Source organism: Endozoicomonas sp. ALE010 (assembly GCF_049310165.1).
In the GTDB taxonomy this organism is placed as follows: Bacteria; Pseudomonadota; Gammaproteobacteria; order Pseudomonadales; family Endozoicomonadaceae; genus Endozoicomonas.
The window spans coordinates 123,824-140,092 of the sequence record NZ_JBLYNV010000006.1 but is presented as its reverse complement, the minus strand read 5'-3'; the positions used below and the strand labels follow the sequence as shown (position 1 = coordinate 140,092).

At 47.4% G+C, this 16,269-nt stretch carries 16 protein-coding genes and 3 pseudogenes; 9 read left to right on the top strand and 10 right to left on the bottom strand.

Going from position 1 to position 16,269, the window contains the following annotated elements:
- A pseudogene (istA, locus tag ACO6UY_RS04980) lies at positions 1-1,087 on the bottom strand (IS21 family transposase); the annotation flags it as partial.
- Positions 1,088-1,201: 114 nt separating this feature from the next.
- Here istA and ACO6UY_RS04975 point away from each other — a divergent pair.
- Positions 1,202-1,750, top strand: coding sequence for an IS66 family transposase (locus ACO6UY_RS04975; protein ID WP_422489245.1), 549 nt, complete (start codon positions 1,202-1,204; stop codon positions 1,748-1,750).
- Between the two features lie 448 nt (positions 1,751-2,198).
- Here ACO6UY_RS04975 and ACO6UY_RS04970 read toward each other — a convergent pair whose 3' ends face one another.
- The 4 genes from ACO6UY_RS04970 to ACO6UY_RS04955 are packed head-to-tail and all read right to left on the bottom strand — an operon-like array spanning position 2,199 to position 7,287.
- Complete coding sequence (locus tag ACO6UY_RS04970) at positions 2,199-4,007, bottom strand: hypothetical protein (RefSeq protein WP_422446809.1); 1,809 nt, start codon at positions 4,005-4,007, stop codon at positions 2,199-2,201.
- A gap of 18 nt (positions 4,008-4,025) precedes the next feature.
- Positions 4,026-4,940, bottom strand: coding sequence for a hypothetical protein (locus ACO6UY_RS04965; RefSeq protein WP_422462148.1), 915 nt, complete (start codon positions 4,938-4,940; stop codon positions 4,026-4,028).
- A gap of 2 nt (positions 4,941-4,942) precedes the next feature.
- Positions 4,943-5,347, bottom strand: coding sequence for a TerB family tellurite resistance protein (locus ACO6UY_RS04960; RefSeq protein WP_422446805.1), 405 nt, complete (start codon positions 5,345-5,347; stop codon positions 4,943-4,945).
- Positions 5,348-5,397: 50 nt separating this feature from the next.
- Positions 5,398-7,287, bottom strand: a complete 1,890-nt coding sequence (locus ACO6UY_RS04955; protein ID WP_422489243.1) for a hypothetical protein — start codon at positions 7,285-7,287, stop codon at positions 5,398-5,400.
- A gap of 103 nt (positions 7,288-7,390) precedes the next feature.
- Here ACO6UY_RS04955 and ACO6UY_RS04950 point away from each other — a divergent pair, with 103 nt between their 5' ends.
- The 5 genes from ACO6UY_RS04950 to ACO6UY_RS04930 all read left to right on the top strand — a co-directional run bounded on the left by ACO6UY_RS04950 (position 7,391) and on the right by ACO6UY_RS04930 (position 9,096).
- Positions 7,391-7,516 carry a transposase gene (locus tag ACO6UY_RS04950; protein ID WP_422446801.1) on the top strand — a complete coding sequence of 42 codons (126 nt, stop codon included), beginning with the start codon at positions 7,391-7,393 and terminating at the stop codon, positions 7,514-7,516.
- A 106-nt stretch (positions 7,517-7,622) separates the two neighbouring features.
- Positions 7,623-7,901 (top strand): hypothetical protein, encoded by a 279-nt coding sequence (locus ACO6UY_RS04945; protein ID WP_422446799.1) that lies wholly within the window; start codon positions 7,623-7,625, stop codon positions 7,899-7,901.
- Positions 7,902-7,948: 47 nt separating this feature from the next.
- Positions 7,949-8,185, top strand: coding sequence for a hypothetical protein (locus ACO6UY_RS04940; protein ID WP_422446797.1), 237 nt, complete (start codon positions 7,949-7,951; stop codon positions 8,183-8,185).
- Between the two features lie 245 nt (positions 8,186-8,430).
- Complete coding sequence (locus ACO6UY_RS04935) at positions 8,431-8,847, top strand: transposase (RefSeq protein ID WP_422489250.1); 417 nt, start codon at positions 8,431-8,433, stop codon at positions 8,845-8,847.
- Complete coding sequence (locus ACO6UY_RS04930; RefSeq protein ID WP_422489241.1) at positions 8,848-9,096, top strand: hypothetical protein; 249 nt, start codon at positions 8,848-8,850, stop codon at positions 9,094-9,096. It abuts the gene before it with no gap.
- 215 nt (positions 9,097-9,311) lie between these two features.
- Here the strand turns inward: ACO6UY_RS04930 and ACO6UY_RS04925 are convergent, their stop codons facing one another.
- Complete coding sequence (locus tag ACO6UY_RS04925) at positions 9,312-10,142, bottom strand: ion transporter (RefSeq protein ID WP_422489240.1); 831 nt, start codon at positions 10,140-10,142, stop codon at positions 9,312-9,314.
- Between the two features lie 205 nt (positions 10,143-10,347).
- Here ACO6UY_RS04925 and tnpA point away from each other — a divergent pair, with 205 nt between their 5' ends.
- The 3 genes and pseudogenes from tnpA to ACO6UY_RS04910 all read left to right on the top strand — a co-directional run bounded on the left by tnpA (position 10,348) and on the right by ACO6UY_RS04910 (position 12,138).
- Positions 10,348-10,689: an IS66 family insertion sequence element accessory protein TnpA gene (tnpA, locus tag ACO6UY_RS04920; protein WP_422446791.1), complete on the top strand. Its 342-nt coding sequence runs from the start codon at positions 10,348-10,350 to the stop codon at positions 10,687-10,689.
- 86 nt (positions 10,690-10,775) lie between these two features.
- A pseudogene (locus ACO6UY_RS04915) lies at positions 10,776-10,826 on the top strand (hypothetical protein); the annotation flags it as partial.
- A gap of 33 nt (positions 10,827-10,859) precedes the next feature.
- Positions 10,860-12,138: pseudogene (locus ACO6UY_RS04910) on the top strand (IS66 family transposase).
- Positions 12,139-12,298: 160 nt separating this feature from the next.
- Here ACO6UY_RS04910 and ACO6UY_RS04905 read toward each other — a convergent pair.
- From ACO6UY_RS04905 to rsmA, 4 genes are all read right to left on the bottom strand, one after another.
- Positions 12,299-12,598, bottom strand: a complete 300-nt coding sequence (locus ACO6UY_RS04905; RefSeq protein WP_422446789.1) for a hypothetical protein — start codon at positions 12,596-12,598, stop codon at positions 12,299-12,301.
- 184 nt (positions 12,599-12,782) lie between these two features.
- On the bottom strand, positions 12,783-14,003 hold the full coding sequence (locus ACO6UY_RS04900; RefSeq protein WP_269673042.1) for a type II secretion system F family protein: 1,221 nt from the start codon (positions 14,001-14,003) through the stop codon (positions 12,783-12,785).
- Between the two features lie 325 nt (positions 14,004-14,328).
- Positions 14,329-15,132 carry a symmetrical bis(5'-nucleosyl)-tetraphosphatase gene (locus ACO6UY_RS04895; protein ID WP_422446787.1) on the bottom strand — a complete coding sequence of 268 codons (804 nt, stop codon included), beginning with the start codon at positions 15,130-15,132 and terminating at the stop codon, positions 14,329-14,331.
- Positions 15,133-15,149: 17 nt separating this feature from the next.
- Entirely contained in the window at positions 15,150-15,956 is an 807-nt protein-coding gene (rsmA, locus tag ACO6UY_RS04890) for a 16S rRNA (adenine(1518)-N(6)/adenine(1519)-N(6))-dimethyltransferase RsmA (protein ID WP_422446785.1), read from the bottom strand.
- Positions 15,957-16,269: the final 313 nt, after the last annotated feature.

Here is a 16,269-nt window from a genome sequence, read left to right as displayed (position 1 = left end):
GGTGAAGCGAACAGAGAGTTGCTTTTTGGCCAGTTGGTAAGGCACGGAGTAGTAATGGCCGTCTACTGACACATGGTAGTCAATGTGTACCTGAGCCTCTTTCCACTCAGCGTATTGATAACGCTCTGCAGGTAAAGGCTTGAGTGCCGGTTTGTCCAGCTCCTCAAACAGTGAACGACGACTACCTTGTATTTTCTGGAACGGTTTGTTATTCAGCTCATCCAGCAGGCTGCGAATCGCTTTGTTCAGTGCCGACAGGGTAAAGAATGTCTGGTTACGCAGGCTGGCCAGTATCCAGCGTTCGACCACCTGTACGGCAGATTCAACCTTGGCCTTATCCTGAGGTTTCCTGACCCGGGCGGGAACAACGGCTACCTGATAATGCTCAGCCAGATCCTGATAGGTGGGGTTGATCACCGGTTCATACCGATGGGGCTGTTTTACGCCTGATTTCAAATTATCAGGGACCAGTATGCAGGGAGTGCCTCCAAAATAGTCAAAGGCACGTACATGAGAGCCGACCCAGTCCGGAAGCGATTGGCTCCAGGTGGCTTCAGCATAGGTGTAGTTGGAAGCTCCCAGTGTAGCGACAAAAATCTGTGTTTGTCGTACTTCACCAGTGTACTGGTCAACGACAGGCATCGTTTGACCTGCATAGTCAATAAAGAGTTTATCTCCGGCTATATGGTTTTGCCGCATGACCACATCCACCTGGTTCTTCCATGACCGATATTGGTCACTGAACCAGCTGTACTGATAACCATCCGGATGACAGGCTTTGTACTCCTGCCAAAGTCGCATCAGGGTCATACCGGGATGCCGCAGTTCTTGATGAATTTGACTCCAGTCAGGCTGAGCCTGCTTGTTCCTGCCTGATGATGGTTTGACGGGGAACAATTGCTGCTCCAGCGTATGCTCATCAATGGAGTCAGGCAGTGGCCAGGTCAGAAACCGAAAGCCGGGCCAGATAATCTTTAACGGTTGAGCGGGAGATATTGCAGCTTTGGGCGATCTTTCGCTCACTGAGGTTGTGCTCAAATTTGAGCCTGAAAACTTCACGAATTTTGCGCATGGGCAGTCTCTTCATGATGCAATCCCGTCATCCTTGAAAGGGTCTCAAGAACGAGGGTAACGGTTATTGAAAAAGACTGCGTCGCTGGCTGGATAAGGGTGGCCGGATGTTTCCGGAATCAGTGGCCGGATGTTTCCGGAATGGGTGGCCGAATGTTTCCGGAATCAGTGGCCGAATGCTTCCGGAATACCCACGCTGGCCAAAATCCGCAAGCTGTACGCCATCGAAGAAGGTGTCAGGGGGGCACCTGCAGCGGAAAAACTGGCTCGCCGTCAACAGGAGAGCAAGCCTCTGCTGGATGATCTTCACCAGTGGTTGCAGAAAAACATTACCAGGCTGGTACCTGACAGCCTGACTCATAAAGCCATGAGTTATGCGCTGAACCAGTGGCCGAAACTGGTCGTGTACTGTGAAGATGGCGACCTTAATATAAGCAATGCAGCGGCGGAAAATGCAATCCGCCCCTTTACTATTGGCCGCAAAAACTGGCTCTTTGCCGATAGACCAAACGGTGCAAGGGCCAGTGCCATCTTTTACAGCCTGATCGAAAGTGCAAAAGCCAATGGGCTGGAGCCTTTTGAATACCTGAACCACATTTTAAAAGAACTGCCTTATGCCGAAACGGTTGAGAAACTGGAGCAGCTTCTACCCTGGGCAGTGAAGGCATCTCAAGAATAAGCCGATCCGGCGGGGTTGGCTATTACGCTGGTTAAATTGGCGTTTACTGCTCAAATTTGAACCTGAAAACTTCACGAATTTTACGCATGGACAGTCTCTTCATGATGCAATCCCGTCATCCTTGAAAGGGTCTCAAGAACGAGGGTAACGGTTATTGAAAAAGACTGCGTCGCTGGCTGGAAAAGGGTGGCCGGATGTTACCGGAATGGGTGGCCGGATGTTACCGGAATGGGTGGCCGAATGTTTCCGGAATACCCAATCCTCCTCTTTTAGTTATGGCACTGCCGCATAGGCAACAATTTCACAGAGCATTTCCTCTCATGCCAATCCGGCTTCTTTTTTCAGTATGATGTGGAGTAATCATAGAGCTGAACTGGTATAAAGAGACAACCAAGCAAGCGGTACTTTGTAGAGTCGGCCAGTCTGCAAAAGTACCGCCACCAATTGTTCAGATCACTAATGTGTCCGAGCTCTTTAGTAGGTTCAGGAATTCATTGGTATCCCGTATATCCAGCTTGATCCTGAAGTGGTCGGCCAAGGCATAAACAGATGGGTTCACATCGGCATCATCTTTGATAGCCGCATTGATCCGCTCATTAATGGCTTTTAAGCGTAATCGGTCTTCTGCCAGCTTTTGGATACTCTCAGCGTTAAAGGCATCTGTATTGAGTTTTATTTGTTCAATACGATGGCTGAATATCTCTTCCACTCTTTTGGAACGTAACTCGGCTTTTATTGAAAAAAGGTCAGCCTTGTTCAGAAGATAAACAACTATTGTTGAGGCTATTCCACTCAGGGTTGTCATAGTAATGTCCTTGACAAACCCAGGCATAGCGGAAAGCGGACCTTTCAACAAGGTGTTTTCCAGAGTAAATACGGCGAAAGTGGCCGCTGTTGCGGCAAAGAGCTTGACGATTGCATCAGCTTTCTGGGCTCGACTCATCTCTGATGTGGGACGGGTAAGAATTTTAAAGGCCCCAACCAAGGCCGAAAAACCCTCTGAGATAATGCGCATGACACTACGAAACATCCCTGTCACTAAGTCCAGAACACCCTGAACTAACACTTTGAAAAAATTCTTTATGAAGTCTTTCAAGGACTGCGCTAATGTCGGAAGGATTTCCCGTCTTACATAGGCCATAATGCGAGTGAATCGGAACTTTAAACCTTCTATAGCATCCGATTTGTTTACGCCTTTACCAAACCCGTTACGGATAGCATCATTCATCTCAAACAGTAATGGTTTAATGAAGAGTAGTATTGCGTGGCCAATGGCTTGATAAGCTGTCTGCTCTCCCACTTGTTTGCCTGCTTTGAAAGAAATATTGAGTTTTGCGTTCTTTGCATTTTCTATGGCTTTTTGCTGTGCATTTGTCAGCATTTCTGACACTGCTTGTTTTTCTTTCTCCTTGGCAGCATCATAGGTTTTGTTGCTATGGCGAGATAGATTTTTCAGCTGCTTTTTTTCGCTGGGACTTAAGCGTTCGCCACTGTCTGCTTTTTTCTGCAGTGCATCCTTGGTCGCACGCATTTCCGCAAAACTTTTGGCACCTTTAGCACGGTTAAAACTATTGGATATCTCAATCAGGTTATAGTCACCATCGGTAATGGCTTGCAGATCCAGATTTGTCAGAAATGCATTTTTAGCATATCTATCGTTGATCTGTTTTACTGGTACCACATGATCGGTGTCTGCGGCTTTCCTCTTGTGGCCTTTATTTTCCGCCACAGCCTGTTTGCGATAAACAGTTATACGGCTACCGTCTTCGTTGAACTCAATTGAACTGTATGCTTGTTTGTTTCCCTTGAAGTGCCGATCCTTGTTCGCCTCCAGGTTTGTACGCTTGGTCATGGTTTTGCGTACTTTTTCATCATAATCTCTTGGTGTGCGCATAGCCTCTAGCTGCTGCTTCTGACTGACCGGAGTTTCTGCAACAGAACGGCTGTGATGGTCATAATCGAATGTTTGTATCTCTTCCCAGAGTCGGCTTGCGGAAAGTCCTGTTCTGTCCAGTTTGAGAGACCTGTGGCTGATAATTCCATCCAGTAGATTAAAAGCAATTGGTTGAACCAGTTCATTCACCATGTTCTGGCCTGACTCAAACTCTTCATAGATATCATTGAGAACAGTCAATGAGTCCCGCTGTTCAAAGAGTTCCATGTCTATCAGCACCCGGCTTGCCTGCAGAGGGGATGCCTCTGCAAGCGCACGAGTCATGGCTGAAACATCGAACTGCGGTTGTTGATAATTCGACATAATCAGTTCGTGCCTTCCTTAAGCAGCCTTGAGGGTCTGGGTCATTTGGTAGAGCTTTTGAGCGGACCTTGTTTCCTGTTCAATAACCTCACCAGTCTGAGAGAGATATCCCATTCTGGACATCTGCTTCAAAACAATGGAGAGGTTAAAGAGCGCTTGAAACTCTTCAATGTGAGTAACAGGTAGCAGGCGAAAATCTAACTTGCTACTGAACAGTTCCGGAGAGGCACTCAGCTGGGCAATGCGCTGCGTATTGATACCGTATTCGAAGCGGTCCAACAGTCTGGCGTAACTGATAATCAAGCCATCGAAATATTCTGCAACATTATTGATTGAGCTGATTATTTGGTCAATTTTTACCAAATGGGCATCCATTTTGGCAATTTCTTCGTCAATACGTTTCGCTTCATCCTTAACCTGCTGGAGGGATTCTTTAGCCTTCTTACGGGAGAAAAAACCCAAAGTCAGTACAGAGAGGGCCACTTCTTTGAAAGAAAGGTTATTGAAGTCGATTTTGAACAGATCCTGCTTTGTCCGAACCCCGGTTTGTGTGGAAATTTCCAGAATCTGGTTATCGAAGTACTCTTCAAAAGCAGTGCCAGCAACCCTGACATTATGCAAACGATTTCCAAGGCGCATAAAACGTGGGAATTGCTCATTATATATGGCTTTTTTGTAACCATTGATCGCCATGATTTGCCGCTCAATTTCCTGGCTTTTTAGGGCGACCGCATCTTCGTATTGACGTTGTTTATCCTCAAAGCGTTGAACTGTCTGCTGGTGCAGCCGTTCAGCTTCTTCGAATTTGTCTTTACCAGTAACCGCATTCCACACTTTGGAAGCAGTTTCTTTTACCTTGGTGCAAGCACTTTTTACAGTATTAACAACCGTTGATGCAGCACTCTTGATGCTACTCCACATTCTCCCAAACATGCTTACGCCCCTACCATTCTATAGCCTTCAGAGACCATATCGTTCATTGCCAACACCCAGCGCTCTATTTTACTAACTTCAAAGCTTTCCATATCAAAGTTTTCAACTACCCGGTTCATAAAATCACGCTCGGCGTCACAAGCTTCGTGGTCGGCGAACATAATCCCGAAAAGCTCAATAAGGACAGCCCTTCTTGCAGAAGGCTCTTTAGCTGCAAGCCTGGTAATGGATTGGGTAATATGCTTTTCACTGGTCAGGGGTTGATATCCAGTGAGTTCACATTCATGGACAAAAGCGTCATAGATAGACAGCTCTTCCTGTTTGCTCTCCCCATCCAGTTGCATGAGGTGGAAAGCCAGGTTGAGGAAATGCTTGCGCTCTTCTTTGGATAAAATATTCAAAAACATCCGAAAATCCTTGTTAACTGTCTATTACAGACTCTGTATCTTGGTAAAAATCAAAACTCAACGCGGTTGACGACTTCACCCGCACTGTTGTATTGGTACTCGAAAATCAGATTTTCGTGATCATCAAACTCTTCGCCCTTAACCATTCTGCCACGGTCATCAAATGTCATCCTGTACTTCAGGGCTCCGTCAGCAAAGGTTTGGGAAGCTACCTTTTTATTGTCCTCGTAGATGATTTCTGTAGTCTGACCGGAAGACTTGTCCTCAATTTTGGACACCTTACACTCACCAAGATGCTTAACAAAATCATCGTTTTCAATTGTCAATTCTTTCCCGTTGGCAAGGGAGTTGGTTAATTCGACGGCATTATCTATCTTCAGGTTCTGGATCAGCCCGCCAATCTGTCCAAACAAGATGCTATTGTTCTCCGCCTGATGACTGGACATGGAATCCAGATGTTCTTCAATTTGCGTTTGTGCAAGTTTGACAGTGTTCTCTAGGGTTTTCTGAGATTGAGTCAGGACTGTCTGAAGGGATGATGTAGCTCCAGTCTGCTGCTCACCCAGATGATCCAAGTGATCTGTAATTTTGGCATGAGCCTGAGTTACGGTATTGTTGAGGGTAATCTGATTCTCAACGAATACATCCTGGAAGTATTCAGTGCTGCTGGCTTGATCTTTACCCAAGCTGTTTAAATGTGCAGCAAGTTGTGTATGTGCATGACTTACAGCGTTATCAAGGGAAGTGTGGTGTTCAGTCAGAGCGCTATGCAAGCTCTCTGCCTTGTTGATTTGAGCTTTGCCCTGTTGATCCAGTTGCGCTGAAATTCGAACTCTTACATCTTTTACTTCATTATGAAGGGCAGCCTGTTGTTCGGAAAGGAATTCTTGTAAAGATTCCGTATGGCTACGATTTTCATCGGCAAGGTGACCCAGCTGTTCGGCCAGTTGCGTTTGTGACTGGTTAACGGTGTTATCAATGGATTCATGGTATTCGGCCAGAGCTGTTTTCAGGGAGTCAGCATCAAGGGATTGTTTTTCAGCCAGCTTACCAAGCTGATCTGTAATCCTCTCCTGTACCAGAGTCACAATACTGTCGAGACAATTACGATGCTCGGTAAGGGTACTCTGGAGGGAGTCAGTATTACACGCCTGTTTCTCATCCAGAGCCTCCAGTTTTTCAGTAAGCTGTTTTTGAGCCTGGTTTACGGTTTGGGCAAGTGAGATATAGTGTTTGTTAAAAGTTGCCTGCAGGGACGCAGTATTGGTAGTCTGAGCATCATTCAAAAGCCTAAACTTACCAATAAGCTGGGCGTGATATTCGCCAATCTTGGTACTGGTCACATCAAGGGCATTACCAAGTGCTTTCTGCACAATACCTAATTGCTGCAATTGTGAGTGATTTGCTTTGTTTACCAAGTCCAGAATATTTGCTTCAGTCTTGGATATGACGTCATGCACTGAAGTGAATTGGTTCCTTATGTCACCAGTAAGGCTATTCACAAGCTTTTTATGTAATTGGGTCTGATCTTCATGGGCTTTGAAAACAAGAGATGTAACTGCTTCTTCAAAGGCTTGAACTTGCCGCTCTACCTTCTCGCCCTTCGACTCTATTAATTGCCGTATGGTCTGTAATCGGTTGTCAGCGTCATGATTCAATTGGGTGAGGGTATCGACCACAACATTCCCACTACAAGAAATAGCATTCTTAAGAGATGCATTTGCTTCAGTGGTTTGTAGAGCCAGACTGCTTATAGACGAGGATATATGTGAACTAATCTCATCTTTTTGTAGTAGTTGCTGAGCCCTTAGGCCTCTGCTTTGTACAATGAGATAGATACAAATGCACAAATTAAGAAAGCAAAAAGACAGGGTGGCAGCGGGGAGTTGAAAAAATATCTGTTCCATATCGTGTACTTTTTGTGCGGCAATGTATGCCAATAAAAATGTAATGCATGGTAATACACCAGCCCCCCTGTGTCAGCATAGTTGTCGCCTCTCCTGAATTTAGAAACCTAAACAGGGGGCGGCCAATGAGTGATCAATGGCCCGCTATTCAGAAGAGCTCAAAGAGTCCATCATTCAGAAGATGATGCCACCAAATAATGTGCCTGTTTCTCAGTTGGTACGTGATACTGGTATCTCTGATGTGACTCTTTACACTTGGTGAAAGAAAGCTTTATCTCAAGGAATACCTGTGCCAGGCGATGGAAAAAATCCAGATCAGTGGACACCTGAAAACCAATTAGCCGTAATCATTGAAACAGCGGCCTTAAATGAAGCAGAAATGGCTGAATATTGTTGTAAGAAAAGGCCTTTTTGCTGAACAAATTGAACAGTGGAAACGAGCCTTTATTAGCGGTGTGTCGCCCAAATCTGTCAGACCATCAGAACAACGTAAGGCCTTGACGGTTGAGCAGAAAAAAGACAAGCAAACCATGAGGAAACTCGAACCCGAACTCAAGCGCAAGAACAAGGCATTAGCAGAAACTGCTGCCTTGCTGGTACTCACAAAAAAGGCCCGAGAGATCTGGGGGGAACCAGAGGACGATTAACCCCTCTCCCGGATCGCCAAATTGCATTCAACCTGATCACACAGGCCGTGAAAGCTGGTGCACGCCAGTCGAAAGCTTGCGAGGCTCTTGGCCTTTCAGAAAGAACCGTACAACGTTGGACCCGGGAGGATGCTGTTCAGGCAGATAACTGCAAAAATGCCAACCGGCCTGCTCCCGCTAACAAACTGTCGGTGGAGGAGCGACAGGCGATTATTGATACCTGTAATAGTGATCGCTTTAAAAGCCTGGCACCCCAGTCAGATCGTCCCGGTATTAGCCGATGAGAACCAATATATCGGATCTGAAAGGACGTTTTACCGGGTATTGCACGAGAAAGGTCAACAGTAACTGTTTGGTGATCCCATCCAATGTTCGCGATTACCAGGGGCTGCAGCCATATTGAACTTAAGTACAGGTGCTTGTAGCCCTTGGTAATCAAGGGTCAATAAGGTTTCAGCGAACAGTTACGGTCAACAACACCACCGTGGGCGCGCAGCCAAGCCCAGTCACAGAAAGCCAACGTCGTATTGTGCTACCGGGCCAAATCAGGTCTGGTCGTGGGACATTACCTTTCTTGCGCTCTCCTGTGCGTGGCCAGTTTTACTATCTCTATCTGGTGATAGACATATACAGCCGTATGATAGTGGCTTGGGAAATCCATGAGAATGAGTCTGCTGAACATGCCTCGCAGATGATTACCAAAGCCTGTATTCGCCACGGAATAGCAGCTTTGGAGAGGACATTGGTCTTACATTCAGACAATGGCAGCGCTATGAAAGGTGGCACTACGTTGTCCACACTGCAGAGGCTGGGCGTGGTCAGCTCATTCAGGAGTCCAAGGGTTAGTGATGACAATCCGTTTGCTGAAGCCATTTTCAGAACTCTGAAGTATAGGCCAGGTTATCCATGCAAATCGTTTGCTGAGCTTGAGGCGGCTCGCAACTGAGTGCATGGCTTTGCCCAGTGGTATAACGAAGAGCACAGGCACAGCGGAATCAAATTCCTTACGCAGGCTCAAAGGCATCGAGGGGAAACCAAAGAGCTGATGGATAACCGGAAAAAGGTATATCAGTTGGCTAAGCTGCGTCATCCTGAGAGATGGGGCAAAAGAGCAACCCGGAACTGGAACCTGACTGATGAAGTCTGGCTGAATACTGACCGATCTGCTGTCGGGCAGCTAAGTCAGGCTGCGTGAGTTAAGGCAACAACTATGTTGACAAACACCGCAGCGTTCCAGGCAGGGGTGACCTAAGTCGAGAACTTGATAGTCTGTAAGTTGTTAGCAGTTAGTCCCATGGACAATAATGCACAACAAGCGCATCCTGCCCGGATTTAGCACTGAGCAGGATTAATAATAACTATGGCAAGTAATGAAAGTCAGCTGACAAAAACATGTATTAGGCTTGCGACTCACCGAGATTTTTTATTGTTATTACTTACAATTTGATGCAGAAGTCTCTTTATTTCCCTGTTTTCAGCTCTAAGTTCCATTAACTCTTTTTTGATGTCGTTATTATTGTCGCTGACCATTTCATCTACAAAAACAGCATTGGCAAGAGAGAGAGCAACAAATCCACCTAGAATCAGAACGCTGATGACAAACATGTTAATCGCATAATAAAGACTATCGCTCCCCAATGATTTGGCTGCTTCTGGCGCAGCGCCCCAGTTCTCAATGGTGAATATTTGGAAGATTGTATTCATCGCGGTTAGGGGGTTGCCAAAGAACTCAGGCAGATAGTTTGAAAATAGTGCATATCCAAGCATTGAGAAAAAAACCAGCATGATAGCCAGTAGGATCAGGATAGCTTTGGACGCAACTATGGCTCTTGCTAACCCGCGAAGGATATGCTCTGTATTTGGCAGCAGACGCAGTATTCGTAGTAGAGCAAGAATCCGGAATAACCGAAGAAAGGCCACGCCAGACGTTTGCAAAGCCGGAAAAAGCAGTAGGAATAAACTTCCTGTGAGGATTGAGAAGTCAAACCGGTTTTTTCTCGAATGGATGTAACCACGCCATGAATAAGCGTTAATTTTCACGAATGCTTCAATTAGGAAGTAGAGAGTTAAAACCCAGTTGAAAGTATAAATACTATGATGGCTTAGGGCATCATTAGTAAACGCCATTATGACAGCCAAAAAGATGACCAGGGCGGTGACCTTCTCGTTCAGAAAGAGCCTTTCCAGGAAGGATTCAATGAAACCCTTGGGTTGTGACTTGATGTTGGTACTACTCGGCATGTTGTCTCGGCTTGGGAATTACAAACTTAAGTCAGGTGTAGCCATTAACAATTCTGGACTTTTGAGGAGGATATCACCCTTTGCCGACACCAAACAGTCGTGATGACATCACAACTGATATGGCGTAAGTGCATTCAAAACCCACGCCCTACCACTTTAATCTCCACTACGAAATCATAAGCCTCCAGTCTACAAGGAGGCAAGCATGTCTACACACTCCCTCAGAGAGAAGTGGCAACAACGCGTTCAATCCTTGCGTGATTCCGGATTAAGCCAGAGCACCTGGTGTAAGCAGCACAACCTCAGACCAAACCAGTTTTGGTACTGGAGAAAAAAACTGGATGAAGCTTCTTTGCCCGTTACCACCACAACACATAAAGAGGATAAGCCTTCTGCCTTTGTACAAGTCATTCCTGTCTCCCAGGCTGAAGTCGCAGGCACCGCTCTTTCATCGCTCAGCGTCACACTGCCCAGTGGGTTAACGGTCACAGGCTTTGACCAGACCAATCTGAAGTTAGCACAACAACTCATAGGGCTGCTCCAATGAGTCTGCCGGTTATGCGTCCTCCAGTGACCCTTCCCAGAGTCTACCTGCATTGAGACCCGGTCGATTTCCGGAAATCTTCCAAGGGGCTGGCCGTTCTGATTGAGCAGGAGCTTGGCCATAACCCTTTCAGCAGCGAGCTGTATGTTTTCACAAACCGGCAGCGAAATAAAATCAAATGCTTATTCTGGGAAAATACTACTGATCTTGAAGCCTTGATAAAGGTCATTGATCAGCAGGCGGATGTCATTGAGAAAAAATCCTGTGTCATCGCTGAGCAAAAAAAGCGTATCGCCCTGTTGGAAGAGTATTTACGACTTGAGCGAGCCCGCCTTTATGGTCGTAGCTCTGAAAAGAGCAGCCTGCAGGGGGAAATCTTTGATGAAGCAGAGTTGGTTGATTGTGGTGAAGAGGTCCAGAATGAGGCTTCGGAGACAGAAAAGAAACATAAAAAGTCTCAAGGCCGTAGACCACTGTCGCCTTCCCTGCCTCGCTTCCAGGAAAAAATAGAACTGAGTCCTGAAGAGAAAGAAGGGGCTATCGACACCTTCTTCAGCAAAGTCCGGGAAGAGCTGGATATCATCCCTGCCAAGGTGAGAGTAAAAGAGATCCTTCAGGAGAAGGCGGTATTTTTGGAGTCGCAAGACGACAATCAACCAGAAAGACGAATCATCAAAGCCGCTGAGTTGCCCAGGCATCCTATTCCCAAGTCAGCAGTGACAACCTGCATGCTGGCCTACATCATTGTTGCCAAGTTCTGTGATGCCCTGCCTCTGTACCGGCAGGAAAAAATCCTCGCCCGCTACGGTGGTTCGGTCACCCGCACGACTATGGCTAACTGGTTGATGCGTCTGTCCCGGCAACTTCAGGGACTGATCAACCTGATGTACGACCATCAGCGAACAGGACGAGTGATTAATGCTGACGAAACCCGGATACAGGTGCTTAAAGAACCCAGCAAGGCAATAACATCGGACAAATACATGTGGGTCACACTGGGTGGGCCACCGGGACAAACCGCCGTGTTGTTTGAATATGATCCTTCCCGAAGCAAGGAGGTTCCCCTGCGCCTGTTTGAAGGGTTCAGTGGCTACAGAAAAACGTCACCCGGCTGATACCGGATAGTCTTACCCATAAGGCCATGAGCTATGCCCTGAACCAGTGGTCAAAACTGGTGGTTTACTGTGAAGACGGACACCTCAACATTAGCAACGCGGCAGCTGAGAACGCTATCCGCCCCTTCACTGTGGGTAGGCGTAACTGGCTCTTTGCTGATACCCCGAAAGGTGCCAAAGCGAGTGCAACCTACTACAGCCTGATTGAAAGGCGAAGGCCAATGGACTGGAACCGTTCGAATACCTGAGTCACATTTTGAAAGAACTGCCTTATGCCGACACGGTTGAGAAACTGGAGCAGCTTCTGCCTTGGGCAGTGAAAGCATCTAAAGGATAAGTCGTAAAGTTTGGGCTGGCTATGACGATGGTTTTATTGGCGCTTACGTTCTTTTCGATGTCCCTCTCAAACATCGCGAACGAAATTATGTGTTCGTCCATTCAGGTGAAGGTTTTGAAAATCAGGTATCTTGAGTAGATTTGACCAAAAATCTCTAATATCAGCCAAAAGCTGTAAGGAGCGAATCACGGTAGACAGGATTTATTATGCCCATTTCATTGGCAATTATGATTGAATCCTCTCGAGGCAATAAAGGGAACTGATCGTAGATTCTAATTACAGCAGGTTCAAATTCCAGCAGGAGGTAGGTATGGTACTCAAGATCAGATAAAAAGTGGTGAGTGTGAGCCATTTTAATGCCTTTGACCTTTCTGGACCTTCCTTTGGAGGGTACTTCTCTTACTTCAAGCCAAGGTTTACAGACTCCCTCTTCTGAAGTTTCAACCACTTGTTTGTCCACCTCTCAACGTCTTTCTCTGTAACCTTACTTCTCTTATTTTGCATCACTACCTCACTGTCAACCACAGGCTTGATTGGACAGTGAGAAATATAGTTTAGATCTAAGGTTTGTCGACAATTTAAATTTGGTGTCGACATTTTTGCACCTGTGTCGACACTTTTAATACATTTCTACAGGAGGTTCGTTAAACAACAGACCCCAACTGGAAGATTGGCAGATACATTGCCACAATCAAGCCACCGACCAGTACACCCAGCACCGACATGATGATGGGTTCCATAAGGCTGGTCATGCCATCAACCATATTATCCACTTCTTCTTCATAGAAGGTGGCGACTTTATCAAGCATCTCATCCAGAGAGCCTGACTCCTCACCGATAGAGACCATTTGTATCGCCATAGGCGGGAATATTCCGGTGCTTTTCATGGCAAACTGTAGCTGCTGACCGGTGGATACATCTTCTTTAATTTTTCTTGCCGCATTGGCATAAACGACATTGCCAGCAGCACCGGCGACCGAGTCGAGCGCATCGACCAGGGGAACCCCGGCGGCAAAGGTGGTTGACAGGGTTCGGCCAAAACGGGCAACGGCGGATTTATCCAGAATTTCACCAATAATCGGCAGCTTCAGCATCAGGCGATCCAGACCGTCTCTGGCTGCCTTGGATGACTTCAGTGTCCGTGATATCAGGAAGCCGCCAGCGACCAAAGCGCCGAGGACGATATGCCAATATTCCTGGACAACCTCTGATATGTTGATGACAACCTGGGTAAAGGCGGGTAGCTCAGCACCGAAGCCCTGAAAAACCTCTTCAAATTGAGGGACTACCTTCACCAGAAGGATGACGGTAACGATCATAGCAATAAGCACTACGGCAATTGGATAGTTCATCGCTTTCTTGATTTTTGCCTTGAGGGCTTCGGTTTTTTCTTTGTAGGTAGCGATTCGATCCAGCAATGTCTCAAGTGCTCCGGACTGTTCACCAGAGGCAACGAGATTGCAGTACAGGTCGTCAAAATAATCCGGGTGTTGTCTGAGGGAGTCGGCAAAAGTACTGCCAGAGGCTACTTCATTCTTGATCTTGCCAACCAGATTTCTCATGGCCTCTTTCTCGATACCGCCAGAGGTAATGTCAAAGGCCTGAAGCAGTGGTACCCCTGCCTTCATCATGGTTGCCATCTGGCGGGTGAACAGGGCTATGTCCATGGGCTTGACTTTGCCCCCACCGCCAAGGCTCAGGGAGAGGCTTTTTTTAGAGACTTTGGTCGCCAGGATGCCCTGTTTTCTAAGCTCAGCCTTGACCAGCGCAGCACTGGCACTTTGCATTTCCCCTTTGATCTTTTTGCCGGCTTTATCTTTGCCCTGCCAGACAAAGGTGGCTGTTTTGGTTGGTTTTGCGGCCATTGTATGCGCGATCCATAGCTGTTCTTCTTGATGAGCAGATTATAAGTTTACTTTCGCCCAGTTTATATCAGGGCGTTCATAAAAACAGATAATCCTCTGAAATTGAGAGCTGATTACTGTTTGTTTCGGTCAAATACAGTGGGTCATTAGGGCCTGCTGAGGTTTCACTGCACGTTCAGCGGGATGTGCAGTCTGGCTTTTATAGCCGCCTTCAGGCTGCGGTGAGCCGGTTTGATTAGATCCCCGGTCCACCTTGTGGAAGTAGGCTGCAGGAGCCAACGGACCTGTTACCCTTGGTCAACAGAGCCTGATCTGTCGTGTGTTTTTAATTGAAAACTTCGGTTCGCTGGAAACCGTCCACATTGATCGCAGTCAGGCTTTTACCCCAGACGCAGCCAGTGTCCAGGGCGTGGATATTATCATGACCACTGACCCCTTCCAGCGCTGCCCAGTGACCAAAAATGATCTGCTCTCGAAAGCAGGGGCTCCCGGAAAAGCTGAACCAGGGCGCATAACCGTTTTTCGGGACAGACCCTTTGCTTTCCAGGTCCAGCACGCCATGGTCATTGCAGAAACGCATCTGGGTAAAGTAGGCTGCGGTAAGCCGTAGCCTTTTCTTCAGCTTAAGCTCATCATCCCATGGCTGAGGTTTGGTGTTTTTGAAGATCTTTTTAAGCCATTTGACATGGTCTTCAGAGCGTAGAGCCTGCTCCAGTTCCCGGGCTTGTTCGATAGCCTGGTCAATAGTCCAGACAGGAGGAATACCGGCATGCACCATGGTGATCTTTCTCTGGTCGTCATGGTGCAGCATTGGGCGAAAGCGTAGCCACTGGAGCAACTCATCAGCATCAGGGGCTTCCAGCACTTCAGTCAGGGTGTCTTTGCTTTTCTGCTTGCGAATGCCACAGGCCACGGCCAGAAGGTGCAGATCGTGATTCCCGAGAACGGCGATACAGCTATTGCCAAGACTTTTCAGGTAGCGCAGTGTTGCCAGAGATTCTGGGCCGCGATTGACCATATCACCAGCAACCCAGAGGACATCGTGGTCAGGGTCAAACTTGAGTTTATCCAACAGTTGTCGCAGAGGGTCATAACAACCCTGGATGTCCCCGACTGCGTAGGTGGTCATTGGCTGTTCCCGGGCTGTTAATGTTGTCTATCAGTCAAGTAGTCGGCTATTCGAACAAAATCGGCAAGGCTCAGTACTTCTGGCCGGGCGGCAGGATCCATGGCCAGTGTTTCAAGCTCTTCTGCCTTGAGATGCTGCTTGAGTGTATTACGGATGGTTTTACGCCGCTGGCTGAAAGCATCCCGAACAACCTGTTCCAGTTTCAGAATGTCTTTACAGGGATGAGGTAGCTCATGATACGGAGTCATTCGCACGATGGCTGAGTCGACTTTGGGCGCAGGCTTGAATGCTCCGGGCCCTACCGTAAACAGGTAATCGACCTTGCAGTAATACTGCGCCATGATACCCAGGCGGCCATAGTGTTTTTCCCCCGGTGCGGCAGCCAGGCGCTGAACCACTTCTTTTTGCAGCATGAAGTGCATATCCTGAATCATGCTTGCAAAGCTTAACAGGTGAAAGATTAACGGGGTTGAAATGTTATAGGGCAGGTTACCGATGATGCGCAGTGGCCGGTCATCGGTTGTCAGGCTGGCAAAATCGAACTTCAGAGCATCGGCTTCGTGAATATGAAAGTTCGGGTTCAGGCCAAAGCGCAGGAGCAGAGTAGGAATCAGGTCCCTGTCCAGCTCTACCACGTCCAGTCCACCGGCACGCTCAAGCACGTCGGCGGTCAGGGCTCCCTGGCCGGGACCAATCTCAACCAGATGCTCGCCATGTTTCGGGTTGATCGACGCAACGATCTCACCGATAACGCCATGATCGTGAAGAAAGTTCTGGCCGAAACGTTTGCGGGCCTTATGGTAAGGAACGTCTGTCTGGGGCATGAGGAGTATTGCTCATCTGGGGAGAAACAGTCGATGACCATCAGCCATGAAAAATAGATTGCATGGATATCGGTCAAACTGGCAATAATAACGCCCGACTGCTGTTTTCGCGAGACTTTCCGACAATAGATTCACCGGCAGCCAGTAGTTCCCCGAAGAATGCCTCATCCCCAACGGCGAAATTCGAGATGGTTGCCATGCTCACTTCAGATCATCAAGTAATCCTCAGGGAACTCGCATTATACAGAACCTTTACTTGCCGAAGCGCTATCACCAAATGTAGTACCCTTATGGAAGAAGGTGGCAGGTTATG

Bases quoted from the DNA above. Each gene is read 5' to 3' on its own strand.
- ACO6UY_RS04895 (WP_422446787.1), bottom strand. From the start codon at position 15,132: ATGACCACCTACGCAGTCGGGGACATCCAGGGTTGTTATGACCCTCTG.
- ACO6UY_RS04945 (WP_422446799.1), top strand. From the start codon at position 7,623: ATGAAGCAGAAATGGCTGAATATTGTTGTAAGAAAAGGCCTTTTTGCT.
- ACO6UY_RS04950 (WP_422446801.1), top strand. From the start codon at position 7,391: ATGGCCCGCTATTCAGAAGAGCTCAAAGAGTCCATCATTCAGAAGATG.
- ACO6UY_RS04965 (WP_422462148.1), bottom strand. From the start codon at position 4,940: ATGTTTGGGAGAATGTGGAGTAGCATCAAGAGTGCTGCATCAACGGTT.
- ACO6UY_RS04960 (WP_422446805.1), bottom strand. From the start codon at position 5,347: ATGTTTTTGAATATTTTATCCAAAGAAGAGCGCAAGCATTTCCTCAAC.
- rsmA (WP_422446785.1), bottom strand. From the start codon at position 15,956: ATGCCCCAGACAGACGTTCCTTACCATAAGGCCCGCAAACGTTTCGGC.
- tnpA (WP_422446791.1), top strand. From the start codon at position 10,348: ATGTCTACACACTCCCTCAGAGAGAAGTGGCAACAACGCGTTCAATCC.
- ACO6UY_RS04975 (WP_422489245.1), top strand. From the start codon at position 1,202: ATGTTTCCGGAATGGGTGGCCGAATGTTTCCGGAATCAGTGGCCGAAT.
- ACO6UY_RS04900 (WP_269673042.1), bottom strand. From the start codon at position 14,003: ATGGCCGCAAAACCAACCAAAACAGCCACCTTTGTCTGGCAGGGCAAA.
- ACO6UY_RS04925 (WP_422489240.1), bottom strand. From the start codon at position 10,142: ATGCCGAGTAGTACCAACATCAAGTCACAACCCAAGGGTTTCATTGAA.
- ACO6UY_RS04970 (WP_422446809.1), bottom strand. From the start codon at position 4,007: ATGTCGAATTATCAACAACCGCAGTTCGATGTTTCAGCCATGACTCGT.